Below are 26,814 nucleotides of genomic sequence, written 5' to 3'. Positions count from 1 at the left end.
CCGCCGTCCTGTCAGGTGGTACCGAGGGGACCGAGGAGCAGCGGGGCACTGTGCGAAGGCGGGGCGGACATGGCACGGCACGGCGGTGGGCGGGGTTGGTACGGCAAGGTGGCCGGGGCGGCGCTCGGGGTGACGATGTTCGCCGTCGGCGCCTCGGTGTGGACGGCGCAGGCCGGTCCCGAGGGTGGCGCGGCCCCGAAGGCGTCCGCGCCGGCCGCGCCCGGCGGTGACGGCGCGCCGGTCGACGTGACCATCGCGCACGCCTCGGACGCGGGACCGCGCGGCGTCAACGTCACCATCGACGACGGCCCCGACCCCACGTGGACCCCGCGCGTGCTCGACCTTCTGCGGGAACACGGGGTGAAGGCCACGTTCTGTGTGACGGGGACGCAGGCGCAGGCCCACCCGGAGCTGGTGAAGGAGGTGGTCGCGGCCGGGCACCGGCTGTGCGACCACTCCGTGTCGCACGACACCGCCATGGACCGCAAGTCCGAGGCCTACCAGTCGCGGGAGATCCTCGACGCCGAACGCATGATCATCGAGGCGTCGGGGGGCGTACGGCCGATGTACTACCGGGCGCCGGGCGGAGCCTTCACCCCCTACAGCCGGAAGCTGGCCGCCTCCCACGGGATGCGCCCGCTGGGCTGGAACGTCGACACCAAGGACTTCGAACGGCCGGGTGCCGACGCCATCGTCGCCACCGTCGAGCGGGAGCTTCCCAACGGCCCGACGCTCCTCTTCCACGACGCGGGAGGCGACCGCTCCCAGACCGTCGAAGCCCTGAGCCGCGTCCTGCCCCGGCTCAAGGAGCAGGGCTACTCCTTCGGCTTCCCGGTGCGCTGAGCGCGGCGGCGCTCGGCACACGGCCCCGCACCTGGCCCCCTGCACCGCACCGCCCCGCACCGGGTGGTCCGCACGTAGCCGTGGACCACCGAGGCCATGGCCATGGCCATGATGAGGAGCGGTCCGAACACCCACGGGCGGGCGGCCATCTCCACCGACAGGTGGCGGGCCGACAGCAGGACCGCGGCGAAGACCACCGTCCCGTGGGCGACCAGCCGGATTCCGGACCGGTCCCAGCCGCGGTCGAGCGAGCGCAGCGCCGCGTGACGGCGATGACCGCACAGCCCAGCATCACCCACAGCGCGCCGTTGCCGAAGTGGGAACCTGGGGTCACCCCGGCATCGGCCACCCACCGCACCAGTGCGAAGACGACGTCGGCACCGACCGCGCAACCGAGCGCGACGAACCGCTGCCGCCGGTCCGGCACCACCGTCGTCAACGCCATGCCGGCGTACAGGAGCGGCCCCGACGCAGGGGCGAACAGCACCTCCTTCGCCTGGGTGGTCATCGGCCCCGGCAGGCCGTAGCGACGGGCGGCGATCTCCAGCGCGACGAGGAAACCGAGGGTCGCCGCGCCCGCCGCGACCCACAGTCCGGTCCGTGGCCGAACCGAGGCAGAAGGCACCGTTCTGCCATGTATTCGCGAAATCACCCGTGATGACATGCCTCTCATTCTTTATTCGATATGCTCGTTTTGAAGTGAATGGTCACCGTTTACGGCGGTCGCCAGTCGTGAGCAATAGCGCGTCTTCTCTGCCGAAAGGGGACGGAGGGCGAAGTGCGACGGATCACCCTTTCGCCCTTTCTCCCTCCGGCAGGGAAGACGGAACGGTTACATCGCGGGTTCCGGCTCGGTAAGTCGAGGTGAATACGGATTCCGGGGGCCATTCCCCCGGCGCCGGACAGCACGAGGCGGTGCGAGGCGGTGTGAGGCGGTGCCTTCGGCGGGGGCGTCGGCGGCCTTGGCCGGCGCTCGGCGCCCGTAACAGGGACAGCTCGACGGCACCCGGCGCGGAGGCGGACTCGACGTACGCGCCCCCGAAGCCCCACGAGCGACGGCGTGAAGCCGCGGAAGCCGGTCGCGGGACCTCGGCGGCCCGCACGCGCGCCGGGCCCAGGCCGAAGGCGGCGGAGCGGAAGCGGGCGACGGCGGCGGGATCGGCCGCTTCGAGGGGCACGGAGCCGACGGCGTTCGTGTCCGCGCCGCCAGGGGCCGCCGGGCCCGCGCCGCTCCTCGCAGACCGACCGGTTGCCGCACCCGTGCGGCCGACGTGTCCTTTGTCTCCGTGCGTGGATATCGCCGCATATGACGCTGCCCGGAGCCGGACGGCGGCAAAGGCCGCCCGGATCGCCGTCGTGCGAGGTCATGGCGGTACGGAAGGACGGAGCGGACGACGAGCCTGTGGCCGCCGCGAGGAATTATCTGCCGTCCTCACATGAGAAACCGACCGCGGGCCCGGGGAATATTCCTCACCCGGCCCGCACGTCCCGGCCGGGCCCACACTATGGCAAGCGACCGGCCGATCACGTCGTGCTAGTGTCGTGGGAAGTTGCAGTTGTGGTTGCCTGAAGGTTTTCCGACGGGGTGATCACGGCGACCGGAGTTCACACAGGGTGAACTCCGAGCACCGTACCGAAGGAGAAAGCATGGCTTCCGGCACCGTCAAGTGGTTCAACGCGGAAAAGGGCTTCGGCTTCATCGAGCAGGACGGCGGCGGCCCCGACGTCTTCGCCCACTACTCGAACATCAACGCCCAGGGCTTCCGCGAGCTGCTCGAGGGCCAGAAGGTGACGTTCGACATCGCGCAGGGCCAGAAGGGCCCGACGGCCGAGAACATCACTCCCGCCTGACGCACACCACGCGCACGCGCACTTCGCAGCTGGGGCCCGCACCTAGGGGTGCGGGCCCCAGCTCGCCGCTTTTCCGGGCGCAGAGCGCCCCGCGGGATTCTGATTCCCGCCCCGATTTCCGCACCACGTATTCCGTTTTCCCGTGTCCCCCGTTTCTCCCGGTCCGATCGGCTTCCCGTGCCGAGACCGACCGGGGCCGGCTCGTTCTTGCGATTCCCTGCGCTGCTCTTCCGCTGCGGGTCTCCCTTGATACGTGCCATATCAAGGAAGGTTCCCCATGAACCGCGTACGCACCAACGACCGCCGACGCTCGGGCGGCGGCGGCCCCCGCCGTTCCCAGACCTCCGGGCGCCGGCCGGCCGCCCCGCAGGGCGAGTTCGCCCTGCCGAAGACGGTCACCCCGGCGCTGCCCGCCGTCGAGTCCTTCGGCGAACTGGACATGCCCGCCCGTCTGCTGGCCGCGCTCGGCGCCGAGGGCGTGACCTCGCCGTTCCCGATCCAGGCGGCGACCCTGCCGAACTCCCTGGCCGGCCGCGACGTGCTCGGCCGCGGCCGCACGGGTTCGGGCAAGACGCTCGCCTTCGGCCTCGCCCTGCTGGCCCGTACGGCCGGCCGGCGCGCCGAGCCCAAGCGTCCGCTCGCCCTCGTCCTCGTCCCCACCCGTGAGCTGGCCCAGCAGGTCACCGACGCGCTCGCCCCGTACGCCCGCTCCGTGGGCCTGCGGTCGGCCACCGTGGTCGGCGGAATGTCGATCGGGAGGCAGGCCGGCGCGCTGCGGGCCGGCGCCGAGGTCGTCGTCGCCACGCCCGGGCGGCTCAAGGACCTCATCGACCGGGGCGACTGCCGGCTGGACGACGTGACCATCACCGTCCTGGACGAGGCCGACCAGATGACCGACATGGGCTTCATGCCCCAGGTCACCGCCCTGCTCGACCAGGTGCGCCCCGAGGGGCAGCGGATGCTGTTCTCGGCCACCCTGGACCGCAACGTCGACCGGCTGGTCCGCCGCTACCTGACGGACCCGGTGGTGCACTCCGTCGACCCGTCGGCCGGTGCCGTCACCACGATGGAGCACCACGTGCTGCACGTGCACGACGACGACAAGCAGCGCGCGACCGTCGAGATCGCGGCCCGCGAGGGCCGGGTGATCATGTTCCTGGACACCAAGCACCGAGTGGACCGGCTGGTGAAGCAGCTGCTGAAGAGCGGCGTGCGCGCGGCGGGCCTGCACGGCGGCAAGTCGCAGCCGCAGCGCACGCGGACCCTCGCCCAGTTCAAGGACGGGCACGTCACGGCGCTGGTGGCGACCAACGTCGCCGCGCGCGGCATCCACGTCGACAACCTCGACCTGGTCGTCAACGTGGACCCGCCCAGCGACCACAAGGACTACCTGCACCGCGGCGGCCGCACCGCCCGCGCCGGCGAGTCCGGCAGCGTCGTCACCCTGGTCACCCCGGACCAGCGGCGCGACATGACCCGGCTGATGGTCTCGGCCGGCATCACCCCGCTGGTCACCCCGATCCGTTCGGGCGAGACGGAGCTGTCCCGCATCACCGGCGCGCAGACCCCGTCCGGTGTCCCGGTCGTCATCACCGCGCCGGTCGCGGAGCGTCCCCGTGCCGCGTCCGGCGGGGGCTCCTCGTCCCGTGGCCGCCGCGGCCGTTCCGGACAGGGCCGCACCGGTCAGGGCAACCCGACGCAGGGCCGCAGCGGCCAGGGCCGCGGTGGCGCCCAGGGCCGGCCCGCCGGTGAGTCCCCGCGCCGCAGGCCGCGGCACCAGTCCGCCGGCGGCTCGGCGGCCTAGACCCCAGAGAACGGCAATCCACGTCCCCTCTCCCCCTGTGGAGGCATCATGCGCTGTGTCATCGCCCGGTACCCGTTCGACCTGACCAAGGACGGGGTCCTGGACTCGATGAAGGGCGTCACGCCCGAACCCGTCACGGGTGAGTCGGTGACCATCGGCCGCCGCCGCTACCCCGTCAAGCAGGTGGGCGAGGTCATCACCCGGCAGGACCGCCGCGACTTCTCCGGCGGCGAGGTCACCCGGGCCATGGCACGCCTCGGCTTCACCTGCCACGCCGCCCCGGACGCCGCGCCGGCGCCCACCACCGCCACGCCGGTCCAGACCGCGTCGGCACTGCTCGGCGGCACGACGTCCCTGGACGTGTGAGCACAGGACCGAGTCAAACCGAGTCAAGAGGGCGGGGCCGGAAGCGGAAGCTTCCGGCCCCGCCCTCTTGCGTCGCTTCAGCCCCGCCCCCTCGCACCGCGCCCCGTCAGACGCGCCCCGTCAGGCCCCGCCCCCTCGCACCGCGCCCCGTCAGACGCGCCCCGTCAGGCCCCGCCCCCTCGCACCGCGCCCCGTCAGGCCAGCCCCGTCGCCCGGCCCTCGGCGTCCCACCGGACCTCCAGCACGCGCTGGACGGCCGCACGGTCGACGGGCCCGAAGACGTGGGGGAACAGGGTGCCCCCGGGGACCCCGGGCGGCGGGGCGGGAACGGCCGCCTCCCACACGCACCCCGCGGTGAGCCGCTCCTCGTCGACGAGGAGCGCCAGCAGCGGCCGGGGCGCGGCGCGGTAGAAGGCGTTGACGACGGCGAGCGTGGTCTCCTCGTCGGGCGAGCAGTGGACGAACCCGTCCTGCGCCAGGGAGGCGGGCGCGTACGGCCGGCCGGGGTCGGCGTTCCAGTCGGTGAGCGGCACCACGTGGTAGATCATCGTTCCGTTGTAGCAGCGGCGGCCGTGCCCTCGTACGCCGACGGCGTGGGCCGGGTGGCCGGCGCGGCCGGCCCCTCGGCCGGCGCGGTGGTCGGCGAAGCCGACGGCGGTACGGCCGGGGTGGGGGTGACGGAATCCTCGGGAGCGGGTCCCTGCGAGGGTTCGCGGGGCGGGGCCGGGCTCGGTGGGGCCACCGGCGCGGGGGCGGCGGGAGCCGGGGCCGGCGGAGCCGTCGGGCGGCCGGGCGAGGGGGGAGCCGCCCCCTGCAACGGCAGCGCGATCAGGGCGGCGGCGGCAGCGGTCGCGGCGGCACCGGCCGCGGCCCGCAGCAGGCGCCGACGGGACGCCGCCCGGCGGATCTCCTCGTAGCGCCCCGGCGGGGGGGCCAGACGGCCGGCGCCCGGACGCAGCACGACCAGCAGCGGGTCGTCGTCCCGCCCGGACCCGGGATCGTCCTCAAGGCGTGTGGTCAAGGCTTCTCCTCAGGTGGACGCGGAGCAGTTCGCGGGCCGCGTGGAGATCGGCCTTGACGGTTCCTTCCTTGCGCCCGGTCAGCACGGACACCTCCCGGATCGGCATGTCAGCGTAGTAGTGGAGGAGGATCGGCACACGCAGTCGCTCCGGCAGGGACTGCACGAGCAGCCGCACCGACGGGTCGGTCTGCTCGGGGTGCGGGCGCACGGCGACCTCCGCGGTGACCCGGCGCACCGCCCGGCGCTCGCGCTCCAGTCTGCGCCAGTGGTCGCGGACGAGGTTGGCGGCGGTGACGTAGAGGAAGCCGCGGGGTTCCTCCACGGACGTCCAGCGGGCCCAGAGCCGGGTGAACGCCTCGGAGGCGATCTCGTGGGCCGTCCCGTCGTCGTCGACGAGACGGCGGCACCAGCCGGCGAGGCGCGGATACAGGGCGGCGAACAGCTCGGAAGCCGCCCTGTCACGGGACCGTTTCAACGTTCTCCATGGTCGAGGGGGATCGGCACGGACGGCCGGTCAGGAGGGCGCGGGGCCCGCCGGGTCCAGCGCGGCGAAGACGATCACGTTGTCCCGGTACTCCTCGCCGGTCCGCGGGCCGCCGCAGGTGATGAGCCGCAGCTCCGGTCCGTCCACGTCCACGTCCCCGTAGACGTCCCCGGTCGGGAAGTCGGCCTTCGCCACCGTCCGTACGGCGGTGACCGTGAACCGGGCCTCCGTGCCGTTCTCCAGCCGCGCCTCGATCCGGTCGCCCCGGTGCAGCCGCGCAAGGTGCCGGAAGACCCCGTCCCCGTGGCTGCCGACCGTGACGTGGCCGAGGATGACCGACGGGCCGACCTGGCCCGGGGTCGGTGAGTGCCGGTACCAGCCCGCGCGGTCGTCGTCCGTGACCGGCGGGACCTCCACCGTGCCGTCGGCCGCCAGTCCCAGCCGCATCACCGGAGTGTCGACGCCGATGGCCGGGACGCGCAGGCCGACGGGGACCGAACGCCCCAGGGGCCGCACCGGTCCGGTGGCGGGGTGCGCGGGCGGTGCCGTGTACGCGGAGCGGGCGGGCGGGGTCTGGCCGCCTCCCTGGCCGGCACCGCAGCCCACGAGGGCCGCGGCCAGCGCGACGGTGGCGAGGGCGCGCCCGGAGAGCGGGGTCATGCCCCGGTCGCCGCCCGCCGACGGCGTACGGCGAAGAGGACGGCGCCGCCCGCCGCGAGCACGGCACCGGCGCCCGCCCCGACGGCCCTCTCGCCGGTCCCGGCGGACGCCGGCGCCGCGGCCCCGGTGTCGGGCGCGCCCTCGGGCACGGCGGAGACCTGGCCCTCGGCCGGTGCGGCGGTCGGCTCGGCCGGAGCCGGTGCGGCGGTCGGCTCGGCCGGAGCCGGTGCGGCGGTCGGCTCGGCCGGAGCCGGTGAACCGTCGGAGACCGACGGGGCCTCGTTCCCGTCCGTGCCGGGGCTCGGGGTGGCGAATGCGGAGGCGGGGGCCGCGGTGGGGTCGTCGGCGAACGCGGGTGCGGTGCCGGCCAGCAGGGCGGTGCACGCCAGGGCCACGGCGCTGAGGATGGTGCGGCGCATCGGGTCGCTCTCTCTCGTCGGATCGGTGTGCGCGCGGGGCGCACGGGTGTCGCGCGGGTGGGGGATCGGACGGAGAGACGAGGCGGCACCGGAGCGGGTTGCAAAGAAAAGGTAAAGCCACCGGCGGACCGCGTCCGCCCCTCCTCCTTACGGAGCCGTGACGTGCCGGGCGGGGCGCCCGGTCCGGCGCCCCCGCGGACCTAGCGTGGCCGTATGCGTGTACTGGTCACCGGCGGTGCCGGGTTCATCGGGTCCCACGTCGTCGAGGCGCTGCGGTCGCGCGGGCACGAACCCGTCGGCTACGACGTGCGCGACGACCCCGGCGCCGACGTGCGCGATCCGGCGGCCGTCGGCCGGGCGCTGGCCGGGGTGGACGCCGTGTGCCACCAGGCGGCGATGGTCGGGCTCGGCAGTGGTTTCGCCGACGCGGCGGAGTACGTCTCGCGCAACGGCCTCGGCACCGCCGTGCTGCTCGCGGCGATGGCGGAGGCGGGCGTGCGGCGGCTGGTGCTGGCCGGGTCGATGGTCGTGTACGGGGAGGGGCGCTACGCGTGCCGCCGGCACGGGGTGGTGCGGCCGGGGCCGCGTGCCGTCGCCGACCTGGACGCGGGCCGGTTCGAACCCCTGTGCCCGGTGTGCGGCGAGGACCTCTCCCCCGGCCTGGTCGGCGAGGACGCCCCGGCCGATCCGCGCAACGTGTACGCGACCACCAAGCTGACGCAGGAGCACCTGGCCGCCGCCTGGACCCGGACGACCGGCGCGACGGCGGTGTCGCTGCGCTACCACAACGTGTACGGGCCCCGGATGCCGCGCGACACCCCGTACGCCGGTGTGGCCTCCTTCTTCCGTTCCGCCCTCGCCCGCGGCGAGGCCCCGCGCGTCTTCGAGGACGGCCGCCAGCGCCGGGACTTCGTGCACGTACGGGACGTGGCGGCGGCGAACGTCGCGGCGCTGGAGGCCGTACCGCCGCCCGGGACGCTCACGGCGTACAACACCGGCAGCGGCGAGCCGCGCACCGTGGGCGAGATGGCCGCCGCCCTGGCCGCCGCGTACGGCGGGCCCGAGCCCGTGGTCACCGGCGAGTACCGCCTCGGCGACGTACGGCACATCACCGCCGACTCCGCGCGGCTGCGCGGCGAGCTGGGCTGGCGGCCTCGGGTGGGGTTCGCGGAGGGGATGCGGGAGTTCGCGCGGGCCGGGCTGCGGGGGGAGTGAACACCCGGCCACCCGGCAGCGCGGCAGTTGCCCGTAGGCCGGTTCAGCATCCGGTCCGGGGCTGCCGACGCCCGGTTCGGTCGGTGTCGTGATGGTCGTGGTTGTCACTGTCCAGCTCCTCGGCGGGTACCGGCGAGGAGCTGGACAGCTCGGCGAACCGCAGCTCGTCAGCAGCCACCAGGCTGTGTACGACCGGTCTCGGCCGCCGTCGGTACCGCGCCCGGCTCAGGAGCGCGCAGGCACGGGCCTGAGCGTGAGGGCGAGGGGTCACCCCGGCGCCGGGGCGGTACGGCTCCTCGGGGAGAAGGAGAGGAGCCGTGTTCCCCCAGCGCCGGGCTGACGGTCGGGCCCCGGCGGGAAAGGGCCCGGCGTCTGGGAAGGGAGCGCGCCTCACGCGTCGTCTCCCATCAGGTCGAGGACGGCGAGGATCGCCAAGGCGTACCGGCGCCCGTACGACAGCGCCTCGCCCGGGGCTGTCTCCTCGTCGCGCGGGGCGATGAGAAGGCGCAGTTCCTCGGTGGGGTCTTGTCGGTATCCGGGACTGCAAGGACAGGACCGGTCCCGCACTCGTTGTGCCGACCGCCGCCTGGGCCTCGTTCGTCGGGCTGATGCTCTCGGACGACGCTGTTCCCGGACGGCTCGACCGCCAGTAACCATCCCTATGGCAGTGGTGCGATGGGCACGGTCCCGATCGGCTTCGCGGCCTTCGCTCCGAAGACTGCCGGCTGAGCGGCCTCGGCCGGAGCGCGGTGTGGCCCTTCCCAGGTGGTTCGGGGAGGGCCACACCGCAAACGGTCAGTCGCCCGACACGCTCTCAGGCGTCCGCCAGGGGCAGGGTCACCTCGAAGCGGCAGCCGCCGGGGATGTTGCGTACCGTGGCCTGCCCGCGGTGGGCCTCCACGATGCCCCGGACGATGGCGAGGCCCAGGCCGGCCCCGGCCGGCGGGGTACGGGCGTGGCTGCCGCGCCAGCCGGTGTCGAAGACGCGCGGCAGGTCCTCCTCGGGGATGCCGCCGCAGCCGTCGGTGACGGAGAGCACCACCCCGGCCGGCGAGGGCTCGGCGGCGACCGCCACCGTGCCGTCGGCGGGCGTCCGGCGGATCGCGTTGACCAGGAGGTTGCCGAGGACCCGGCTCATCTCCTTGCCGTCGACCTCGACCGGCACGGCCGCCACCGCGTCGCCGACCAGCCGCACGCCGTGCTCCCGCGCGAGCGGGTCCGCGCCCGCGAGGGCGTCGCCGACCAGGTCGTAGAGCGAGATCCGGGCCGGGGCGAGGGGGAGGGTGCCGGCGTGGATGCGGGACAGCTCGAAGAGGTCGCCGACCATGCCGTTGAGGCGTTCCACCTCGGTGCGGATCTGTCTCAGGTAACGGGCGGGGTCGGCGGCGACGCCGTCCTCCAGGGCTTCGGACATGGCACGCAGACCGGCCAGCGGAGTGCGCAGGTCGTGCGAGATCCAGGCGACCAGTTCGCGCCGGGAGGCCTCCAGGGCCCGCTCCCGCTCCCTGGACTGCCTGAGCCGGTCGCTGGTGGCCGCCAGTTCGCGGCTGAGCGCGTCCAGTTCGGCGGTGGCCGGGACGGTGGGGGCCGCGTAGCCGCCGTGGTCGTCGAACGAGCGGGCGGCGGCGGTCAGTTCCCGGCTGCGGGCGACCACCCAGCGGCCCAGCAGCAGTGCGGTGGCCAGGGACACCACGGCCGCCATCGCCACGACGGTCGTGACGACGGACAGGTCGTGCGGGGACAGGAACATCGCCCAGGCGACGGCGAGGGTGCCCGCGAGCATCGCGAGGACGGCGACCGCCGCGACCACCGCGAGCGACGCGGTCAGTGAACGCCGGCGGATCAGTCGCAGTACGCCCGCCCCGGCCAGTCCGGCGGCGGCGGCCCCCGCGAAGGCGTAGAGGGCGATGAGGAGGGTGTCGCGCACGGTCAGTCCGCCTCCACGCCGGCCGGGTCGAAGCGGTAGCCCACGCCCCACACGGTCTGGATCAGCCGGGGCCGGGCCGGGTCGTCCTCGACCTTGCCGCGCAGCCGCCGGACGTGGACGGTGACGGTGGAGAGGTCACCGAAGTCCCAGCCCCACACCTCGCGCATCAGCTCCTCCCGGGTGAACGCCCGGCCCGGGTGGCGCAGGAAGAAGGCGAGCAGGTCGAACTCGCGCAGGGTCAGGGCGAGTTCCACGCCCTCCTTGGTGGCCCGCCGGGCGGCCGGGTCGACGGTCAGGCCGGCCGCGCCGAGCGGTCGCGCCTCCGTGGCGGGCCGGGTCCGGCGCAGTACGGACTCCACCCGCAGCACCAGCTCCCGGGGGCTGAAGGGCTTGGTCACGTAGTCGTCGGCGCCGACCTCCAGGCCGAGGACGCGGTCGTCCTCGTCGCCGCGGGCGGTCAGCATGACGACCGGCACGGGCCCCCTGCCGCGCAGCCGCCGGCACACCTCCAGGCCGTCCATGCCGGGCAGCATGAGGTCCAGCACCACCAGGTCCGGCCGGTGCTCGGCGGCCCGGTCGAGCGCGGCGGGGCCGTCGGCGGCCCGGTCGACCACGTACCCCGCGCGGTCCAGGTAACCGGCGACGACCTCCGCGACCGTGGGATCGTCGTCGACGACCAGGACCCGGGCGGACCCGGCCGGGCCGGGGGAGGGGTCCCGGGGAGCGGACTCGTACGGCTGCTGCTGGCGCATGGGCACAGCCTCGCACCGTGCGGCCCCCGGCGTCGCCGGCCGGGGCGCCGGGGCCGGGACGTCCGCGTTTCGTAAGGAGCGGAAGTCCGGTTCACCCGATTCCGGTTCGTAGGGTGAAAGCCGTGACCATCTCGCCCGCTCCGCCCGTCGACGTCGTGCTCCCGTGTCTCAACGAGGCCGGGGCGCTACCCTGGGTCCTCTCCCGCGTGCCGGCCGGCTGGCGCGCGCTCGTCGTCGACAACGGCTCCACCGACGGCTCGGCGGACCTCGCCCGCGGGCTCGGCGCCACGGTCGTGACCGAGCCGCGCCGCGGCTTCGGCGCCGCCTGCCACGCCGGGCTGACCGCCGCCACCGCCGACGTCGTCTGCTTCTGCGACTGCGACGCCTCTCTCGACCCGGGCCTGCTGGAGCCCTTCGTGCGCGAGATCCGCGCCGGCACCTCCGACCTGGTACTCGGCCGCCGACGCCCGCGAGGCCGGGGCGCGTGGCCCGCGCACGCCCGGGCCGGCAACCTCGCCCTCGCCCGGATGCTGCGCCGCCGCACCGGCCTGCGCCTGCACGACCTCGGCCCGCTGCGCGCCGCCCGCCGCGAGCCGCTGCTCGCCCTCGGCCTCACCGACCGGCGCAGCGGCTACCCGCTCCAGATGGTGGTGCGCGCCGCCGACGCGGGCTGGACGGTCACCGAGCACGACGTCCCCTACCTGCCGCGCACCGGGGCCTCGAAGGTGACGGGGACCTGGCGCGGCACCTGGCACGCGGTCCGGGACATGCGCGACGTCCTCGCCGAGCGTCCGGCCGGCCCGCTCCCGCATGACGCCGCCCACGAAGGGAACTCACGTTGAGCATGGTGAGCACCACCCTCCTGGTCATCGCCAAGGAGCCCCGGCCCGGCCGGGTCAAGACCCGGCTCACCCCGCCCCACAGCCCCGCCGAGGCAGCCGCGCTCGCGGAGGCGGCCCTCACCGACACCCTGCGGGCCGTGGCGGCGGCCCGCGCGCGGCGCCGGGTCCTGGTGCTCGACGGCTCCCCCGGCCCCTGGCTGCCGTCCGGCTTCGACGTCGTACCGCAGTGCGCGGGCGGACTCGACGCACGGCTCGCGGACGCCTTCGCCGGGTGCGCGGGGCCCGCCCTGCTGATCGGGATGGACACCCCGCAGGTGACGCCGGAGCTGCTCGGCGTCGACTTCGCCGGCTGCGACGCGTACTTCGGCCCCGCCGAGGACGGCGGCTTCTGGGCCCTGGGCCTGGCCCGCCCCGACCCCGCGCTGCTGCGGGGCGTGCCCATGTCGACGCCGACGACGGGGGCGGTGCAGCGGGAGCGGCTGCGCTCGGCGGGGCTGCTGGTGCGCGACCTGCCGCGGCTGCGCGACGTCGACACCGCCGCCGACGCGCGGGCCGTCGCCGCCCGCGCCCCGCACAGCCGCTTCGCCGCCCGGCTGGCCGCGTCCACGGCGTCCGCGGACGGACGGGCGGGCCGATGAGCGGGGCCTTGAGCAGGGCGGCGGGCGGCCCGGCGAACGGCCGGCCGGCCGGCGCCCCCGGCCGCCCCCAGGCACCCGCGCCGCGCACCGCCGCCCCGCCTCCCTGGGCCGCCTCCGACCCCTACGCCGCCGCCCTGCGCGCCGGCCGCGGCCCGCTGTTCCTGCGCCGCACGGACGGCTGGCTGCTGCCGCTGGACGTGGAGCGCTGGTGCGCGCGGGCCGATGCGGCGGACCTGGAGGCGCTGGACCGGTGCGAGGGGGCCGTGCTCGACGTGGGCTGCGGCCCGGGACGGCTGGTGGCGGAACTCGCCGCCCGCGGCCGGACCGTCCTCGGCATCGACGTCAGTGAGGCGGCCGTCGCCCGCACCCGGCGGCTCGGGGGCCCGTCGCTGCGGCGCTCCGTCTTCGACCCGCTGCCCGGTGAGGGACGCTGGGACACCGTCCTGCTCATGGACGGCAACGTCGGCATCGGAGGCGATCCCCGCACCCTGCTGGCCCGCGTCGCCGCCCTGCTGGTGCCCGGCGGCCTGCTCATCGCCGAGGCGGCCGAGGCGGACGTCGACGAACGCGCCGAGGTGCAGGTCGTCGGCGTCACCGACGGCCGTACGGCGGGCAGCGCCTTCCCCTGGGCGCGGATCGGCGTGGCCGCCCTGGCCCGCCACGCGGGCGCCGCGGGCTGGCGGACCGTCGCTCAGTGGACGTCGGGCGGGCGCCGCTTCCTCGCACTGCGCAGCGCCAGGAGCAGCGCCGAGCCGCCGAACAGGACGGCCGTGATCAGCAGCCAGCGGGCCGTGAAGCCCTGCGCCGACAGTCCGGTGGCCGACCGGTAGCGCCCGTCCACCCGCCCGCTGATCAGCGGGAACCACACGAGCAGCAGCAGCCCGGAGAACGCGGCCGGGACCCGCACGTACAGCGCCCACCCGCGGCGCCCGGCCGCCCCCAGCCCGCGTACGACCGCCCGGTCGGCCAGCGCGTACAGGGGCAGCAGCACCAGGTCGTGCAGGAGGGCCGCCCCCACGAACCACAGCAGCACGCCGAGCGGGTCACCGGCGAGCAGCCGCACACCCGCGTAGCCCGCGAGCGCGAACGAGCAGGCGAGCAGCAGGAGCTGGAAGGGGCTGCCGATCACCGGCCGCGGCACGCGCCGCCTCCCGGACGGCTTCCCGGCGGGCTTCCCGGACGGCTCCCCGGCGGACTCCCCGGACCTCGGTCCGCGCACGTGGTCCCTCACAGGTCTCCGAACGTCAGCCGGGCCACCCACTTGGTGTTGAGCACGCCGGGCGCGGCGGGCACGATGATCCGCGCCGGGTGCCCGTGGTCGGCGCTCAGCGCCTCGCCGTTGACGCGCAGGGCGAGCAGCGAGCGCGGGTCGGCCACCTGGTTGGCCCGCAGGGCGCCGCGGCGGAAGGCACCCCGCCGCTGGAGGGACTCGACGAACACGTCCGGCGGGTCCTCCTCGAAGCCCACGAGCGCGGCGAGGTCCCGCAGCCGCACCCCGCCCCACCACTGGTCGGACGTCGACCAGCCCTCGACGCAGGCGATGGGCAGCGCCGCGCCGTGCTGCTCCATGCGCAGCAGTGCGGCCCGACCGAGCCGGACGGTTCCCGTACGGCCCGTGACGACGAGCCGCCAGGCGTCCTCGCGCGTCTCGGCCGGGTCGATGCCCGCGTAGGCGGCGGTCTTGTTGATCTGGAAGCCGTTGGGGCCGCTGCCGGGTTCGGGTCCGCCGTGCGGTGAGAGCACGGCCGTCTCCCGCAGCGGCCCGTCGAAGCTGCGGCCGGCGTTCGTGGCGGACATCAGCAGCGAGCCGCCGCCGACCAGCCACAGCGCCCCGCGCCGCGAGACGGTGGGCGGATCGGGGCGCGGGGCGACCAGGTCGTCGTCGCGGTCCTCGCGCAGCGCCCGGAGGTTGCGCAGCGCCACCGGCACCTTGAGCGCGGCGTGCGCGAGGAACGCGGCGAAGAAGACCCAGGCCCCGTAGAAGTGCAGGGGGTAGAAGGAGCCGGGGAAGACGTAGTCCAGCTGGATGTTGAGCACACCGGTCAGGAACGTGAACAGCGCGCCCCCGACCAGCAGCAGCAGCGAGACCCGCTCCAGCGCGTGGGCGAGCGAGCGGGCCGGCGGCAGCGTGAACAGCCTCGGCACGACCGACCACAGCTTGGCCAGCAGCACCGGGATCAGGGTGAGGCCGAGGGTGACGTGGACGCCCTGGGTGAGGCGGTACAGCCAGACCGGGTCGGTCGGCCACGCGAAGAGGTGGAAGCCGAGCACTCCCCGGTCCGGGGTCTTGTCGTTGACCGGGTCCAGGCCGGGGTTGTACGCGGTGTAGGAGAGCAGGCCGGTCAGGAACAGCACGGTGACGCCGGCGAGCAGGACGAGGCCGAGCACCGAGGTGAACCGTGGGCCGCGCACGGGGCTGCGCCAGAAGCCCGGTGCGGACGGGAGCCGTGAGGCGGGGTCGCGCATGTCCCGACGGTAGGCCGGGACCGGCCCCGAGGACGGACCGCGACCCATGACGAAACGCTGACGTCCGCCGTGCGCACCACCGTCCCGGCGATCTCCCGGCCTACCGTGCCGGTGTGACCCGCCACCGCCCCGCCCTCCGCGGGCTCCGCGCCCCCGGCGACCTGTACGCCGTCCTGGCCGCCGTGCTCCTCGTGACGGCTGCCGTGCTGATCGGCCGCCACCTCCAGGCCACCGACCGCTCCCTGCTGGTCGGCTGGCCGCCGCTGGTCGGGCGCTGGGACCCGCACGTGGGCCCCGGCACGCCCGCGGCCGTCCTGGTGGCGGTGGGGGTGGCGGCGTACGGCCCGGCCGTCGCCGCCCGCCTGCCCTGGCGCGCCCTGCTCGCGACGGCCTGGGCGACGGCGACGGCCTGGACCTTCTCCCTCGCGCTGGTCGACGGCTGGCACCGGGGCGTCGCGGTCCGGCTCACCACCCGCTTCGAGTACCTCCAGGTCATCGACCGCTGGCACGACGTCCCGGCGACCCTGCGCGACTTCACCCGGCACATCCTGATCGACTCCCCCGACAACTGGCCGGCGCACGTCGCCGGTCACCCCCCGGCGGCCACGCTCACCTTCGTGCTGCTCGACCGGATCGGGCTGCGCGGCGAGGGCTGGGCCGGGGTCTGGTGCGTCACCGTCGGCGCGACGGCGTGCGTGGCGGTGCTGGTGGCGGTGCGGGTGCTGGCCGGCGAGCGGTCCGCGAGGCGGGCGGCGCCCTTCCTGGTCCTGGCACCGGCCGCGGTGTGGATGGGCACGTCGGCCGACGGGTACTTCGCGGCGGTCGCCGCGTGGGCCGTGGCGCTGCTGGCCCTCGCGGTCACCGGGCGCTCCCTGTGGTGGGCGGCGGGCTCGGGCCTGCTGTTCGGCCTGACCTGCTACCTCTCGTACGGGCTGACGCTGTTCGCGGTGATCGGGGCGGCGGTGCTGTGGCTCGGCCGGCGCGGGGTGCGGGAGCGTCCCGTGCTGTTCGTGCCGCTGCTGGCGGGGATGGCGGTGGTGCCGGTGGCGTTCACCGCGGCCGGGTTCGACTGGTGGGAGGCGTACCGCCTGCTGGTCGAGCGCTACTACCAGGGGGCGGCCGGCATCCGCCCCTACGGCTACTGGGTGTGGGCGAACCTCGCCTGCACGGTGCTCATCACGGGCCTGGCGACGGTGGCGGGGCTGCGGCGCGCCGCGGGCGTGCTGGTCCGGCGGCGCGGTGAGGGCGGGCTGGGCCTGCGGCGCGGTGAGGGCGTGAACGCCGAGGACGTCCGGGCGGCCTTCCTGGTGGCCGCCGGGCTGCTCGCCCTGCTGGTCGCCGACCTGTCCGGCATGAGCAAGGCGGAGACGGAACGCATCTGGCTGCCCTTCGCCCTGTGGCTGCTGCCGGCCGGCGCGTTCCTCACCCGGCGGCGGGGGTGGCTCGCGGCGCAGGCCGTCCTGGCCCTGCTCCTCAACCATCTGCTGGCGACCGGCTGGTAGGCGGGCGCACGCAGACCGGCCGGCCGGGCGCACGCATACGGAGCAGGGCCCGCACCGTGCGGTGCGGGCCCTGCTCCGTATGACGCGATGCGCGCGTTACGCGGGAACGATGTTCTCCGCCTGCGGGCCCTTCTGGCCCTGCGTGACGTCGAAGTTCACGCGCTGGCCCTCCTGGAGCTCACGGAAGCCCTGGGTGGCGATGTTCGAGTAGTGGGCGAAGACGTCGGCGCCGCCGCCGTCCTGCGCGATGAAACCGAAACCCTTTTCGGCGTTGAACCACTTCACGGTACCGGAAGCCATGTTTTTCTCCTAGGCAGTGTTGAGGCCCGCACCTCGCGGGCCTTCACTCGCTGCGGCGATCACCTGCCCGGAAAAACCGGTAACACAAATGGCAACCACAACTGCAACTGACGTCCAGCCTAGCACGGAATGCACCGGCGGCAAGGGAAAGGAAACGCCCGCAGATTTCATCGCGGAATAGTTTTCCGGCTCCCGGCGAATATCTGTTTCACCGGTATCAGTTTTTCACTCATCGCGCCGTTCGGCCCCACGGCGCAGCTCCTCGTTCATGCGCAGCGCCGCCTCCAGGTCGTCCTCGAGGCGGACGATGCGGCAGGCGGCCTCGACGGGCGTCCCCTGGTCGACCAGCTCGCGGGCGCGCGCGGCGCGGCGCAGTTGCCGGCGCGAGTAGCGGCGGTGTCCGCCCTGCGAACGCGACGGGCTGATCAGGTCCGCCTCGCCGAGGGCGCGGAGGAAACCGGGCGTGGCGCCGATCAGCTCGGCCGCCCTGCCCATGGTGTACGCCGGGTACTGGTCGTCGTCGAGCCGGTCGGCGGCCTGCGGCCGGCCTTCGGCGTCCAGCCTGCTCTCCGGGGACATGCACGTGCCTTCCCGCGGACCGCTGAAGGACACGGCCCGCCGCGGGGGAACCGGTTCCCCCCACACCCGAACTCTAGTCGCGCCCGGCGGAAAGCTGTCGCGGCGAACGTATATCCGCGGGGCGGGGCGGGCCGGCCCGGTGGCGGCCGTGCGCGGCTCCGGCGGGGACCGGTGGGCACCAGCGGGGACCAGAGGCTCCGGTGGGGACTGGTGGGCACCAGCGGGCACCGGTGGGCACCAGCGGGGACCAGCGGGCACCGGTGGGCACCGGCGGGCACCGGCGGGGACCAGTGCCCACGCGCCCGTGGCCGTCTCCCCCGGCGGTCAAGCCGGGGAGACGGCCACGGGCGGTGACGCCGGGAGAGACGGTCGCGGGCGCCCTGCGGCCCCGCGTCCCCTGTCCGCGGCTCAGGTCACGAGGTCGCCGCGGCGGGACCCACCAGCTCCGTCAGGACGTCCTCCATCGTCACGAAGCCCAGGACCGCGCCCGTCTCGCCGGTGACCGCGGCCAGGTGGCTGTCCTCGGTGCGCAGGGCGGTGAGGGTGTCGTCGAGCGGGGTGTCGATGCGGACCCGGGTGACGCGGTGCAGCGCCGAACGCGGGAAGGGGGCGTCGCGGTCGGTGAGCCCCAGCGTGTCCTTGATGTGCAGGTAGCCGAGGACCGTGCCGCCCGGACCGGTGACCGGGAAGCGGGAGTAGCCCGCCTCGGCGGCCAGGCGTTCCAGCTCGGCCGGGGTGACCGTGTGGGCGACCGTGCGCATCCTCGGTGCCGGGACCAGGATCTCGCCGACCGGGCGGGTGCCCAGCTCCAGCGCGTCGCGCAGCCGCTCGCCGTCGGCGGGGGTCAGCAGGCCGGCCTCGCTGGCGTCCACCACCATGCGGGCCAGCTGGTCGTCGGTGAAGACGGCCTCGACCTCGTCCTTCGGCTCGACCCTGAGCAGCTTGAGCAGGGTGTTGGCGACGGCGTTGACGCCGAAGACGAACGGCTTCAGGGCCCGGGTGAGGGCGACCAGCGGCGGGCCGAGGAACAGCGCGGTGGTCGCCGGGGCGGCCAGCGCGATGTTCTTCGGGATCATCTCGCCGATCAGCATGTGCAGGTACGTCGCCAGTGCCAGGGCGATCGCGAAGGCGACCGGGTGCACCAGCGCGTGCGGCATGTGGACCGCCTCGAACACCGGCTCCATCAGGTGCGCGATGGCCGGCTCCGCGACCGCGCCGAGCACCAGCGAGGAGACGGTGATGCCCAGCTGGGCCGTGGCCATCATCGCGGAGAGGTGTTCCAGACCCCACAGGGTCATCCGGGCGCGCTTGTCGCCCGCCTTCGCGCGCGGCTCGATCTGGCTGCGGCGTACGGAGATCAGGGCGAACTCGGCGCCGACGAAGAACGCGTTGGTCAGCAGCGTCAGGGCGCCGATGAAGAGCTGTACGGCGGTCATCGGGCCACCTCCGGCGTCCGGCCGGCCGAGGGGGCGGGCGCGGGCGCGGTGACGCGGAGGCGGTCGGCCCGGTGGTGGTCGACGTCGAGGACGTCGAGGCGCCAGCCGTCCAGGTCGATGACGTCGCCCTTGGCCGGGATGCGCGCCAGATGGGTGGCGACCAGGCCGGCCAGCGTCTCGTACGGCCCGTCCGGTGCGGTCAGACCGATCCGGGCGAGCCGGTCCAGGCGCAGCGAACCGTCGGCCTCCCAGGCCGCGCGGCCGTCCGACTCGGCGGGGGCCGGCAGGAGGTCCGGTATCTCGACCGGGTCGTGCTCGTCGCGGACCTCGCCGACGACCTCCTCCACGATGTCCTCGACGGTCGCCACGCCCGCCGTACCGCCGTACTCGTCGATGACGACGGCCATGGTGCGGGCGCGGCGCATGCGCTCCAGGAGGCGGTCGGCGGGCAGGCTGTCCGGCACCAGGAGCGGCGCGGTGGCCAGCTCGGTGACGGGGGTGGAGGGGCGCCGCTCCGGCTCCAGGGCCAGGACGTCGCGGATGTGCACGGTGCCGACGACCTCGTCGAGGCTGTCCCGGTAGACCGGGAAGCGGGACAGGCCGGTGGCGTGCGAGAGGTTGGCGGCGTCGGCGGCGGTGGCGTGGGCCTCCAGGGCCTTGACGTCCACGCGCGGGGTCATGACGTTCTCCGCGGTCAGCTCGCTCAGGTGCAGGGTGCGCACGAACAGCTCGGCCGAGTCCGCCTCCAGGGTGCCTTCGGCGGCCGAGTGCTGGGCCAGGGCGACCAGTTCCTCGGGGCTGCGGGCGGACGCCAGCTCCTCGGCCGGTTCCAGACCGAAGCGGCGCACGAAGCGGTTCGCCGTGTTGTTCAGGTGCCGGATGAAGGGGCCGAAGGCGGTGGTGAAGCCGCGCTGCGGGCCCGCGACGACCTTCGAGACGGCCAGCGGGCGGGAGATCGCCCAGTTCTTGGGGACGAGTTCGCCGACGACCATCAGGACGACGGTGGAGACGACGACGCCGAGCACGGTCGCCACCGTCGAGGCGGCACCGCCCAGGCCGATCGCCGTCAGCGGGCCGCGCAGCAGCACGGCGATCGACGGCTCGGCCAGCATGCCGATGACCAGGGAGGTCACGGTGATGCCGAGCTGGGCGCCGGAGAGCTGGAGGGTCAGGGACCGGACGGCCTTCAGGGCGCCGTCGGCACCGCGCTCGCCGGACTCCGCGGCACGCTCCAGGTCACCGCGCTCGACGGTGGTGAGGGAGAACTCGGCCGCGACGAAGAGGGCGCAGGCCAGGGTGAGCAGGAGGGCCAGCAGGAGCAGCAGGACCTCGGTCACCGTGCCACCCCGCTTCCCTCACGCGCATACCGGGGGATCTGCGGGCCGGCCGTGCCACGGCCGGTACTGGGAGGCTCCATTACGGAACGGGACTCCTTAACGGGGTCGGTGGGCGCCGGTACGAGCCGGCTGCCCGGGGGCTTTCCCCCTCATGGTAAAGGACGAGCAAAAAGATAGGGAGTCCCTCGACCCCTATGCTTCTACTCGCCTGTAGAGAACGGCCGGACGGTTCCGGTTGTTCCCCGCACGGCGCCCCCGCACGGTAGTTTCCCGCGCCCACGTGAAGGAGTGCACGCCTCGATGGTGTTCAAGCGGTTGCCCGGTGCCCTCGCCGTGGGCGGGCCCACGGTGGACACGGTCCTCGACCCGGGCGCCGCCCGGCCGGGGGGCGTGCTGTCGGGCCGGGTCGACCTCGTCGGCGGCCCCGGTGGCCACGACGTCGAGCACGTCGCGCTGGAGCTGGTGGCCCGCGTCGGGGCCTCGCCCGCCGGACCCGGGGACGGCGGGGACGAGGTCGCCTTCGGCCGGCACACCGCGGGCGGGGCCTTCCGGCTCGCCGCGGGCGAGCGGCACAGCGTGCCCTTCTCGGTGCCCCTGCCCTGGGAGACGCCGGTCACCGAGCTGCCCGGCCGCACGCCGGACGTCGCGCTCGGCGTACGCACCGAGCTGGCGGCGGCCGGCACCACGGGCCGGGGCGACCCGGACCCGCTGGCCGTGACGCCCCTGCCGGCCCAGGAGGCCGTCCTGGGGGCCCTCGGGCAGCTCGGCTTCGGCCTGCGTTCCGCGGGCCTGGAGTACGGCCGCATCGGCGGCACCGGGCAACGGCTGCCCTTCCGCCAGGAGATCGAGCTCTCCCCGCCCCCGCGGTACGCCGACCACGTCAACGAGATCGAGCTGACCTTCCTGGCCCTGCCCGGCGCCCTGGAGGTGGTGCTGGAGGCGGACAAGCGCGGCGGCCCTTGCTCCGACGGCCACGACGCCCTCAGCCGCTACACCGTCCCGCACGACGGGCCGGCCGGGCCGCTGGACTGGAACGCCCTCGTCGACGGCTGGGTCCGGGAACTGGTCGAGCACCGCGCGTCGTACGGCTCCCACGCGGTCTACGGCCACGACGGCGGGCACCTGTCCGTTCCGCGGGCCGGGTGACGCGGCGGACTGGTAACTTCTACAGAACTGTAGAAGAGTCCGCTTCCGATCCGTACGGAGTTCTCATGGCCCTGTGGGACCGCTTCAAGGAGTCCGCGTCGCAGATGCAGACGCAACTCGTGGCGAAGAAGCACGACCTCGAGAGCGGCGCCTTCCGCGACGCGAGCATGGCGATGTGCGCGCTGGTCGCCGCGGCCGACGGAAGCGTCGACCCGTCGGAGCGGCAGCGGGTGTCCCAGCTGATCGCGACCAACGAGGCGCTGCGCAACTTCCCCGCCGACGATCTGCGCCGCCGCTTCGAGGGCAACCTGGACAAGCTCACCGCGGACTTCGCCCTCGGCAGGGTCGAGGTGCTGCAGGAGATCGCCAAGGCGAAGAAGAAGCCCGCCGAGGCGCGGGCGGTGGTGCAGATCGGCATCGTGATCGGCGGCGCCGACGGCGACTTCGACAAGGACGAGCGGGCCGTGGTGCGCGAGGCGTGCTTCGCCCTGGACCTGCCGCCGCACGAGTTCGACCTCTGACGCCCGGCGGCCGTGCCGTAGATTCCGAGCGGGTCCGCGCCGCGGGTCCGCACCGTACGTTCACCAGGGGAGTGCCGTGTTCGGACTGAGCGAGCTGGCGATCCTGCTCATCGTCGTCATAGCCGTTCTCGCCGCCAAGAAGCTGCCCGAGCTGACCCGCTCGGCGGGCAAGTCGGCCCGCATCCTCAAGGCCGAGGCCCGGGCGATGAAGGACGAGGAGCGGTCACCGGCACAGGACCGGGACGCGCCGCGCGTCGTCCGGGGCGAGACGGTGCGGCGCGAGGACGCCGGGGGTACCGGGGGTGGCGGGGGTGGCGGCCCGGCGCCGGGCGACCGGGACCTCCCGCGGGGCTGAGGGCCCGTCCCACCCGCCCGGCCTCACCGGGGCTCCGCCGTGTGCGCCGACGGTCGTCCTCACGCTCGTGATGCCGCGCCCGCCGTGCCCGACGGCCCGGGGAGCGCTCCCCGCGCGCCCGGGTACCCGCCTCAGGCGGCTCAGGCGGCCCCAGGACGGGGCGCACGGGGCGCCCGGACGGGGCGGCCCGGACGGCGGACGGCAGGCTGCGCACCGGCTCAGGACGGGTCGTCCGGTACGGCGGACAGCAGGCTGCGCACGACCGGGCCCGCCGAGCCGCCGCCCGTGACCCCCTCCTCGACGACCACGGCGACGGCCACGTTGCCGCGGTGGGCGACGAGCCAGCCGTTGTTGTCCTGGTCCTCGGACACCTCGGCGGTGCCGGTCTTCGCGCCGATCCCACCGGGCAGACCGGCCAGCGTCCGCGCGGTGCCCTCGGTGACGGTGGCGCGCATCAGCTCGCGCAGCCGGGTGACGACCTCGTCGGGGAGCGGCTCGGTGCGGGTCTCGTCCGTGGCCCCGGCGGTGACGGACGGCTGGTGGAACTCGCCGGAGACGGCGGTGGCCGTCACCGACGCCATGATCAGGGGGTTGGCCTGGACCCGGCCCTGACCGATCATCGACGCGGCCTTCTCCGTCTCGTCCTTCGGCACCGGCACGGAGCCGTCGTACGTCGGGATGCCGATGTGCCACTCCTGGCCGACGCCGAAGTAGGTGCGGGCGACCTCGCCCAGCTCCCCGTCGTCGAGCTTGCCGCGCAGGCTGATGAAGGCGGTGTTGCACGACTCCGTGAAGTCCTTGCGGAAGGTGGCGCCGGGGTGCTCGGAGGTCTCCACGTTGTGGAACTCCTTCCCGACGGTCAGGTACTTGGGGCAGTCCACCACGTCGTCGGGCCTGACGGCGCCCTTGAGCAGCAGGGCCGCACTGGTGACGATCTTCCAGGTGGAGCCGGGGGCGTAGGTGCCGGAGGCGGCGCGGTTGAAGCCGGTGGAGGGGGAGTTGGCGAGGGCCAGGACCTCGCCGTCGTCGATGCGCAGGGCGACCAGAGCGGCGTTCTTGCCGCCGGCCTCGGTGAGGGCCTCCTCCGCGGCGGACTGCCAGGTGGCGTCCAGGGTGGTGCGGACGGGCCGGCCGTCCGTCGCCGGGTCGGGCTCCTTCCCGAAGGACGCCTCGGTGCGCACGGTCTCACCGGTGACCCGGTCGACCAGCTCGACGGCGCCCCGCGGTCCGCCGTCGGCGCCGCCCGCCAGCCGGCCCAGGAGCGGGGTCAGCGACGGGTGCCCGCCGCCCGTCAGGGAGGTCCCGTTCCGGTCGGTGACCTGGGGCGGGGTCGTCTCCTCGCGCTCCAGCCGGAACTTCTCCGAGTCGCTGAGCCGGGGATGGACCAGGGACAGCCGCCAGTCCACCTTCCAGCCGCCGTCGTCCTGCTCGCGCAGCGGCAGTCGCGACGTGTACGTCCATGTGCCCAGGCCGGTGATGGGCATCCGGGCGGTGAAGGGGACGCCGAGGGTGCCGTCCTCGGCCTCCACCGCCTCCCCCGCCGCCGTCAGCCCCGGCTTGCCGATGTCGAGCCCCGCCGTGAAGCTCTGCAGCACCTCCTGGGCGGCGTCGGGTCTGGTGGTGCGGCCGGCCGCGCTCGGCAGGCGCCCGGCGGCCCAGTCGGCGAGGAAGGCGCGGGCCTGTTTCATCGCGGCGGGGTCGGGACCGTCGTCGTCCCGCGAGAAGGGGCCGAGGCCGGCCGCGTAGGAGCCGCCCGCGGCAAGCGCGAGGACGACCGCCACGGCGGTGACGGCCCGCACGCCGTTGCGCGGCCCGCGGCGGCGGGGGGAGGTGACGTGGGGCAGGTCCGGCATCGGAGGCTTCCTTGTCTGTCGGCGGGGGCGGCGGCTGTTCGGCGGAGGCGTTTGTTCGTGGGGTGTGACTGTTCGTGGGGGCGGGCGGCTGTTCGTGGGGGACGGCTGTTCGTGGGGGACGGCTGTTCGTGGGGGGCTCCCGGCGGGTGACCGGTCATTGGCGGGTGCTGAGCCGGACCTCGTGCCGGGTCCGGGGCCGGGTGGGCCGGGTGGGGCGGGCGGGGCGGCATGTTCGGGTCGGCCCGGCTCGTCCTCGGCCTCGGCCTCGGCGCCTCGGCCGGCTCGGTTCGGCCTGGGCCCGCTCGGTTCGGCTCGGCCCGCTCGGTTCGGTTCGGTTCAGGACTCGTCGGTGAAGAAGTCGAGGATCGTGTCGGTGGCGTTCAGGGCCTTGCTGGTGGGGCCGAAGCCCCTGGGCGGGGTGACGTCCGAACCCGGCCAGGTGTGGCCGGCGTCGTGGACGACGAGCAGTTCGACGGTGGCCGCCGGATCGCGCGGTGAGGCCGGAGAACCCGAAGAGGCCGGAGAAGCCGGTGGGCCCGCGAGGTGCCAGACGGTGTGGTCGTAGCCCTTCTTCTCCTCCGTGACCGGTTCGCCGGCGCCCCCCGCGACGGCGAACGCCTCCGCGCTGTCCCGGGCCGACAGGCTGGGGATGATCGGCTCCTCGGGGTCCGGCGGAGGGGAGGGCCACCCCTCCAGGGGCCGTACCGGGTCGTCGGCGCCGTAGACGACCAGGACGGGGACGGGCCCGGAGGGCTCGACCGCGGCGGTGCCCGCGGGCAGTTGCCCGGAGACGGAGGCCGCTCCCGCCAGCAGGCCCGGCCGCTGTGCGGCCATGCGCAGCGCCATCGAGCCGCCGTTGGAGAAGCCGGTGGCGTAGACGCGCTCCGGGTCGGCCCGCTCGGTGCGGACCAGGTGCTTGATCAGTGCCTCGGTGAACCGCACGTCGAGGCCGGGGTCCGGGCGCCGCTCGGTCGCCCGCGTGCCCGCGCCCCAGCCGTTGTCGAGGCCCTCGGGGTAGGCGACCAGCATGCCGCGCGCCCCGGCGGCCCTCTCCAGCCGGCTCCTCGCCCGCAGCTCGGCGGCGTCGGCGCCGCGGCCGTGGAAGGCGATGACGAGCGGCCTTCGGCCGTCGTCGGCGCCCGCGGCGGGCCGGTGCAGGAGGTACTCGCGGGTGCCGCCGTCCACCCGCAGCCGGGCGCGGACGTCCGGCGCCGTGCCGGCCGTGCCGCCGCCGGCCGTGGACGGGCCGCTCGCCGGTGGTGCCGGGTCCGGGCGCTCGGCGGCGGCGCAGCCGGCCAGGGGGAGGACGAGGACGAGGGCGAGCGCGCCGGGCCACCGGCGAGGGCGGAGCGTGAGGTAACGGAGGGAGCGCATGCCCCGAGCAGAGCAACCCCACCGGGCTCCTGTCCAAGATTGATATGGATGTCGGATCGATCAATCCCCGATATGATTACTGGTCGTGGACCTGGTGCGGCACCTGGAGTGCTTCGTGGCTGTTGCAGAAGAGTCACACTTCGGGCGTGCCGCGACCCGTCTCGGCATGGCCCAGCCCCCTCTGTCGCAGCGCATCCGGCGGCTGGAGGAGGCGCTGGGCGTCCGGCTCTTCGAGCGCACCAGCCGCCAGGTGACGATCACCGAGGCAGGCACCCTGCTGCTCGCCGAGGCCCGTGCGCTGCTCGACCGCTCCGACTCCTTCCTGGCCGCCGCGCGCCGCATCCGGGACGGCGAGACCGGTCTGCTGCGCGCCGCCCTGTCCCCCGACATCTCGGGCGAGACCGTCGCCGCGCTGCTGGCGGACTTCCGGCACCGGCACGCCGGCCTGGAACTGGAGCTGCACGAGCTGTCCACCGCCGAGCAGCTCACCGCCTTCGCCGCCCGCGAACTGGACGTCGGCCTCATCCACCACCCCTGCGACGTCACCGGCCTGGAGCTGGGCCCGGTCCTGCGCCGCGACCTCGGCGTGCTGCTGCCGCGCGGCGCCCCCCAGGCGGACCTCGACGAGGTACCGCTCGCCGCTCTCAGCGGCTACGACCTGGTCCTCTTCCCGCGCACCCACGCCCCCGCGGTCTACGACGACCTGCTCACCGCCTGTGCGCGGGGCGGCTACACCCCCGCCGCCGTACGGCACGGCCAGGGTGCCAGCTTCGTCCGCGGCCTGGTGCTGTCGGCCGGCGCCGTCGCCCTCGGCCCCCGCGACACCCACCTCGCGGCCCCCGCCGAACGGGACCTGGTCTGGCGTCCGCTGGCCGGGGCGGCGCCGGCCTGGCGGCACTCCGTGGCCTGGCCCAAGGGGCGCGGCGACGCCGCCGTCGGCGCCTTCGCGGACGCGGCCACGCACGCCCTGCGCACCACGGCCGGCGCCCGCGCCGAGACACCCGCCCGGCCCCTGCACCTTCGCCCGGCATCGGAGTTCTGGCTTTGACCGACACCGCCTCCCCCGGCCGCCCCCACCCGGCCCCCGGCGCCGGCCGGGCGCCCGCCGCACCCCCGCGCCCCC

General features: G+C 75.0%; 31 protein-coding genes and 1 pseudogene. 15 read left to right on the top strand and 17 right to left on the bottom strand.

Features of this window, described 5'->3' with window-relative positions; all coding sequences use genetic code 11:
* The first annotated feature begins 69 nt into the window (after positions 1–69).
* Positions 70–843 (top strand): polysaccharide deacetylase family protein, encoded by a 774-nt coding sequence (locus ACVV2G_RS08335; protein WP_453841947.1) that lies wholly within the window; start codon positions 70–72, stop codon positions 841–843.
* Here ACVV2G_RS08335 and ACVV2G_RS08330 read toward each other — a convergent pair.
* Positions 816–1,142 carry a hypothetical protein gene (locus tag ACVV2G_RS08330; RefSeq protein ID WP_453842058.1) on the bottom strand — a complete coding sequence of 109 codons (327 nt, stop codon included), beginning with the start codon at positions 1,140–1,142 and terminating at the stop codon, positions 816–818. The two genes, ACVV2G_RS08335 and ACVV2G_RS08330, sit on opposite strands and share 28 nt — an antisense overlap.
* Positions 1,091–1,507: pseudogene (locus ACVV2G_RS08325) on the bottom strand (DUF5933 domain-containing protein); the annotation flags it as partial. The gene ACVV2G_RS08330 and the pseudogene ACVV2G_RS08325, both read right to left, overlap by 52 nt.
* Before the next feature lie 983 nt (positions 1,508–2,490).
* Between ACVV2G_RS08325 and ACVV2G_RS08320 the strand changes: the two are divergent.
* From ACVV2G_RS08320 to ACVV2G_RS08310, 3 genes are all read left to right on the top strand, one after another.
* Positions 2,491–2,694, top strand: coding sequence for a cold-shock protein (locus ACVV2G_RS08320; RefSeq protein ID WP_003975209.1), 204 nt, complete (start codon positions 2,491–2,493; stop codon positions 2,692–2,694).
* 277 nt (positions 2,695–2,971) lie between these two features.
* A complete protein-coding gene (locus ACVV2G_RS08315; protein WP_453841946.1) occupies positions 2,972–4,498 on the top strand; it encodes a DEAD/DEAH box helicase in 1,527 nt (508 codons plus the stop codon).
* A gap of 48 nt (positions 4,499–4,546) precedes the next feature.
* Positions 4,547–4,864, top strand: coding sequence for an SCO5918 family protein (locus ACVV2G_RS08310; protein WP_453841945.1), 318 nt, complete (start codon positions 4,547–4,549; stop codon positions 4,862–4,864).
* Between the two features lie 194 nt (positions 4,865–5,058).
* Here the strand turns inward: ACVV2G_RS08310 and ACVV2G_RS08305 are convergent, their stop codons facing one another.
* The gene (locus ACVV2G_RS08305; RefSeq protein WP_453841944.1) at positions 5,059–5,412 is read right to left on the bottom strand and encodes a DUF952 domain-containing protein; all 354 of its coding nucleotides are present in this window, start codon (positions 5,410–5,412) and stop codon (positions 5,059–5,061) included.
* Between the two features lie 24 nt (positions 5,413–5,436).
* Between ACVV2G_RS08305 and ACVV2G_RS08300 the strand changes: the two genes are divergently transcribed.
* On the top strand, positions 5,437–5,781 hold the full coding sequence (locus ACVV2G_RS08300; RefSeq protein ID WP_453841943.1) for a hypothetical protein: 345 nt from the start codon (positions 5,437–5,439) through the stop codon (positions 5,779–5,781).
* Between the two features lie 87 nt (positions 5,782–5,868).
* Here the strand turns inward: ACVV2G_RS08300 and ACVV2G_RS08295 are convergent, their stop codons facing one another.
* From ACVV2G_RS08295 to ACVV2G_RS08285, 3 genes are read right to left on the bottom strand one after another with little or no spacing between them, the layout of a single operon-like run.
* Complete coding sequence (locus tag ACVV2G_RS08295; RefSeq protein WP_453841942.1) at positions 5,869–6,360, bottom strand: RNA polymerase sigma factor; 492 nt, start codon at positions 6,358–6,360, stop codon at positions 5,869–5,871.
* Between the two features lie 39 nt (positions 6,361–6,399).
* Complete coding sequence (locus tag ACVV2G_RS08290; protein WP_453841941.1) at positions 6,400–7,029, bottom strand: class F sortase; 630 nt, start codon at positions 7,027–7,029, stop codon at positions 6,400–6,402.
* A complete protein-coding gene (locus ACVV2G_RS08285) occupies positions 7,026–7,448 on the bottom strand; it encodes a sortase-dependent protein (protein ID WP_453841940.1) in 423 nt (140 codons plus the stop codon). Before ACVV2G_RS08285 ends, ACVV2G_RS08290 begins: the two co-directional genes overlap by 4 nt.
* 213 nt (positions 7,449–7,661) lie before the next feature.
* Between ACVV2G_RS08285 and ACVV2G_RS08280 the strand changes: the two genes are divergently transcribed.
* Entirely contained in the window at positions 7,662–8,663 is a 1,002-nt protein-coding gene (locus tag ACVV2G_RS08280) for an NAD-dependent epimerase/dehydratase family protein (protein ID WP_453841939.1), read from the top strand.
* Between the two features lie 43 nt (positions 8,664–8,706).
* Here ACVV2G_RS08280 and ACVV2G_RS08275 read toward each other — a convergent pair whose 3' ends face one another.
* On the bottom strand, positions 8,707–8,841 hold the full coding sequence (locus ACVV2G_RS08275; protein ID WP_453841938.1) for a hypothetical protein: 135 nt from the start codon (positions 8,839–8,841) through the stop codon (positions 8,707–8,709).
* A gap of 212 nt (positions 8,842–9,053) precedes the next feature.
* Positions 9,054–9,230, bottom strand: coding sequence for a hypothetical protein (locus ACVV2G_RS08270; protein WP_453841937.1), 177 nt, complete (start codon positions 9,228–9,230; stop codon positions 9,054–9,056).
* Between ACVV2G_RS08270 and ACVV2G_RS08265 the strand changes: the two genes are divergently transcribed.
* Positions 9,197–9,316 (top strand): DUF397 domain-containing protein, encoded by a 120-nt coding sequence (locus ACVV2G_RS08265; protein WP_453842051.1) that lies wholly within the window; start codon positions 9,197–9,199, stop codon positions 9,314–9,316. The two genes, ACVV2G_RS08270 and ACVV2G_RS08265, sit on opposite strands and share 34 nt — an antisense overlap.
* Before the next feature lie 161 nt (positions 9,317–9,477).
* Here the strand turns inward: ACVV2G_RS08265 and ACVV2G_RS08260 are convergent, their stop codons facing one another.
* Positions 9,478–10,590 carry a sensor histidine kinase gene (locus ACVV2G_RS08260; RefSeq protein ID WP_453841936.1) on the bottom strand — a complete coding sequence of 371 codons (1,113 nt, stop codon included), beginning with the start codon at positions 10,588–10,590 and terminating at the stop codon, positions 9,478–9,480.
* Positions 10,591–10,592: 2 nt separating this feature from the next.
* A complete protein-coding gene (locus ACVV2G_RS08255) occupies positions 10,593–11,342 on the bottom strand; it encodes a response regulator transcription factor (RefSeq protein WP_453841935.1) in 750 nt (249 codons plus the stop codon).
* A 113-nt stretch (positions 11,343–11,455) separates the two neighbouring features.
* On the opposite strand from ACVV2G_RS08255, the gene ACVV2G_RS08250 reads away from it, so the two are divergent.
* From ACVV2G_RS08250 to ACVV2G_RS08240, 3 genes are read left to right on the top strand one after another with little or no spacing between them, the layout of a single operon-like run.
* Positions 11,456–12,184, top strand: a complete 729-nt coding sequence (locus ACVV2G_RS08250) for a glycosyltransferase family 2 protein (RefSeq protein WP_453841934.1) — start codon at positions 11,456–11,458, stop codon at positions 12,182–12,184.
* Between the two features lie 2 nt (positions 12,185–12,186).
* Positions 12,187–12,822 carry a TIGR04282 family arsenosugar biosynthesis glycosyltransferase gene (locus ACVV2G_RS08245; protein WP_453841933.1) on the top strand — a complete coding sequence of 212 codons (636 nt, stop codon included), beginning with the start codon at positions 12,187–12,189 and terminating at the stop codon, positions 12,820–12,822.
* The gene (locus tag ACVV2G_RS08240) at positions 12,819–13,652 is read left to right on the top strand and encodes a class I SAM-dependent methyltransferase (protein ID WP_453841932.1); all 834 of its coding nucleotides are present in this window, start codon (positions 12,819–12,821) and stop codon (positions 13,650–13,652) included. The genes ACVV2G_RS08245 and ACVV2G_RS08240 overlap by 4 nt, the downstream gene beginning before the upstream one ends.
* Before the next feature lie 397 nt (positions 13,653–14,049).
* On the opposite strand, the gene ACVV2G_RS08235 is transcribed toward ACVV2G_RS08240, so the two are convergent.
* Complete coding sequence (locus tag ACVV2G_RS08235) at positions 14,050–15,288, bottom strand: molybdopterin-dependent oxidoreductase (protein ID WP_453841931.1); 1,239 nt, start codon at positions 15,286–15,288, stop codon at positions 14,050–14,052.
* Between the two features lie 113 nt (positions 15,289–15,401).
* On the opposite strand from ACVV2G_RS08235, the gene ACVV2G_RS08230 reads away from it, so the two are divergent.
* Entirely contained in the window at positions 15,402–16,790 is a 1,389-nt protein-coding gene (locus ACVV2G_RS08230; RefSeq protein ID WP_453841930.1) for a hypothetical protein, read from the top strand.
* Between the two features lie 96 nt (positions 16,791–16,886).
* On the opposite strand, the gene ACVV2G_RS08225 is transcribed toward ACVV2G_RS08230, so the two are convergent.
* The 4 genes from ACVV2G_RS08225 to ACVV2G_RS08210 form a co-directional block, all read right to left on the bottom strand.
* A complete protein-coding gene (locus ACVV2G_RS08225; RefSeq protein WP_003975194.1) occupies positions 16,887–17,090 on the bottom strand; it encodes a cold-shock protein in 204 nt (67 codons plus the stop codon).
* A gap of 225 nt (positions 17,091–17,315) precedes the next feature.
* Positions 17,316–17,669 carry a MerR family transcriptional regulator gene (locus tag ACVV2G_RS08220; RefSeq protein ID WP_453841929.1) on the bottom strand — a complete coding sequence of 118 codons (354 nt, stop codon included), beginning with the start codon at positions 17,667–17,669 and terminating at the stop codon, positions 17,316–17,318.
* 413 nt (positions 17,670–18,082) lie between these two features.
* Positions 18,083–19,105: a hemolysin family protein gene (locus tag ACVV2G_RS08215; RefSeq protein ID WP_453841928.1), complete on the bottom strand. Its 1,023-nt coding sequence runs from the start codon at positions 19,103–19,105 to the stop codon at positions 18,083–18,085.
* Positions 19,102–20,442 carry a hemolysin family protein gene (locus tag ACVV2G_RS08210; protein ID WP_453841927.1) on the bottom strand — a complete coding sequence of 447 codons (1,341 nt, stop codon included), beginning with the start codon at positions 20,440–20,442 and terminating at the stop codon, positions 19,102–19,104. The genes ACVV2G_RS08215 and ACVV2G_RS08210 overlap by 4 nt, the downstream gene beginning before the upstream one ends.
* A gap of 300 nt (positions 20,443–20,742) precedes the next feature.
* Here ACVV2G_RS08210 and ACVV2G_RS08205 point away from each other — a divergent pair, with 300 nt between their 5' ends.
* From ACVV2G_RS08205 to ACVV2G_RS08195, 3 genes are all read left to right on the top strand, one after another.
* Entirely contained in the window at positions 20,743–21,588 is an 846-nt protein-coding gene (locus ACVV2G_RS08205; RefSeq protein ID WP_453841926.1) for a sporulation protein, read from the top strand.
* A gap of 65 nt (positions 21,589–21,653) precedes the next feature.
* Positions 21,654–22,109 (top strand): tellurite resistance TerB family protein, encoded by a 456-nt coding sequence (locus tag ACVV2G_RS08200; RefSeq protein WP_453841925.1) that lies wholly within the window; start codon positions 21,654–21,656, stop codon positions 22,107–22,109.
* A 76-nt stretch (positions 22,110–22,185) separates the two neighbouring features.
* Entirely contained in the window at positions 22,186–22,464 is a 279-nt protein-coding gene (locus ACVV2G_RS08195) for a twin-arginine translocase TatA/TatE family subunit (protein WP_453841924.1), read from the top strand.
* A gap of 218 nt (positions 22,465–22,682) precedes the next feature.
* Here ACVV2G_RS08195 and ACVV2G_RS08190 read toward each other — a convergent pair whose 3' ends face one another.
* Together ACVV2G_RS08190 and ACVV2G_RS08185 are read right to left on the bottom strand one after the other, a co-directional pair.
* Complete coding sequence (locus ACVV2G_RS08190) at positions 22,683–24,317, bottom strand: penicillin-binding transpeptidase domain-containing protein (RefSeq protein WP_453841923.1); 1,635 nt, start codon at positions 24,315–24,317, stop codon at positions 22,683–22,685.
* A gap of 336 nt (positions 24,318–24,653) precedes the next feature.
* Positions 24,654–25,691, bottom strand: coding sequence for a CE1 family esterase (locus ACVV2G_RS08185; RefSeq protein ID WP_453841922.1), 1,038 nt, complete (start codon positions 25,689–25,691; stop codon positions 24,654–24,656).
* An 85-nt stretch (positions 25,692–25,776) separates the two neighbouring features.
* Here ACVV2G_RS08185 and ACVV2G_RS08180 point away from each other — a divergent pair, with 85 nt between their 5' ends.
* Entirely contained in the window at positions 25,777–26,739 is a 963-nt protein-coding gene (locus ACVV2G_RS08180) for a LysR family transcriptional regulator (RefSeq protein ID WP_453841921.1), read from the top strand.
* Positions 26,740–26,814: the final 75 nt, after the last annotated feature.

It is taken from the genome of Streptomyces sp. JK94 (genome assembly GCF_053613315.1).
Note: the sequence above shows the minus strand (reverse complement) of the source record. Positions and strands in the feature narration are given on the sequence as shown.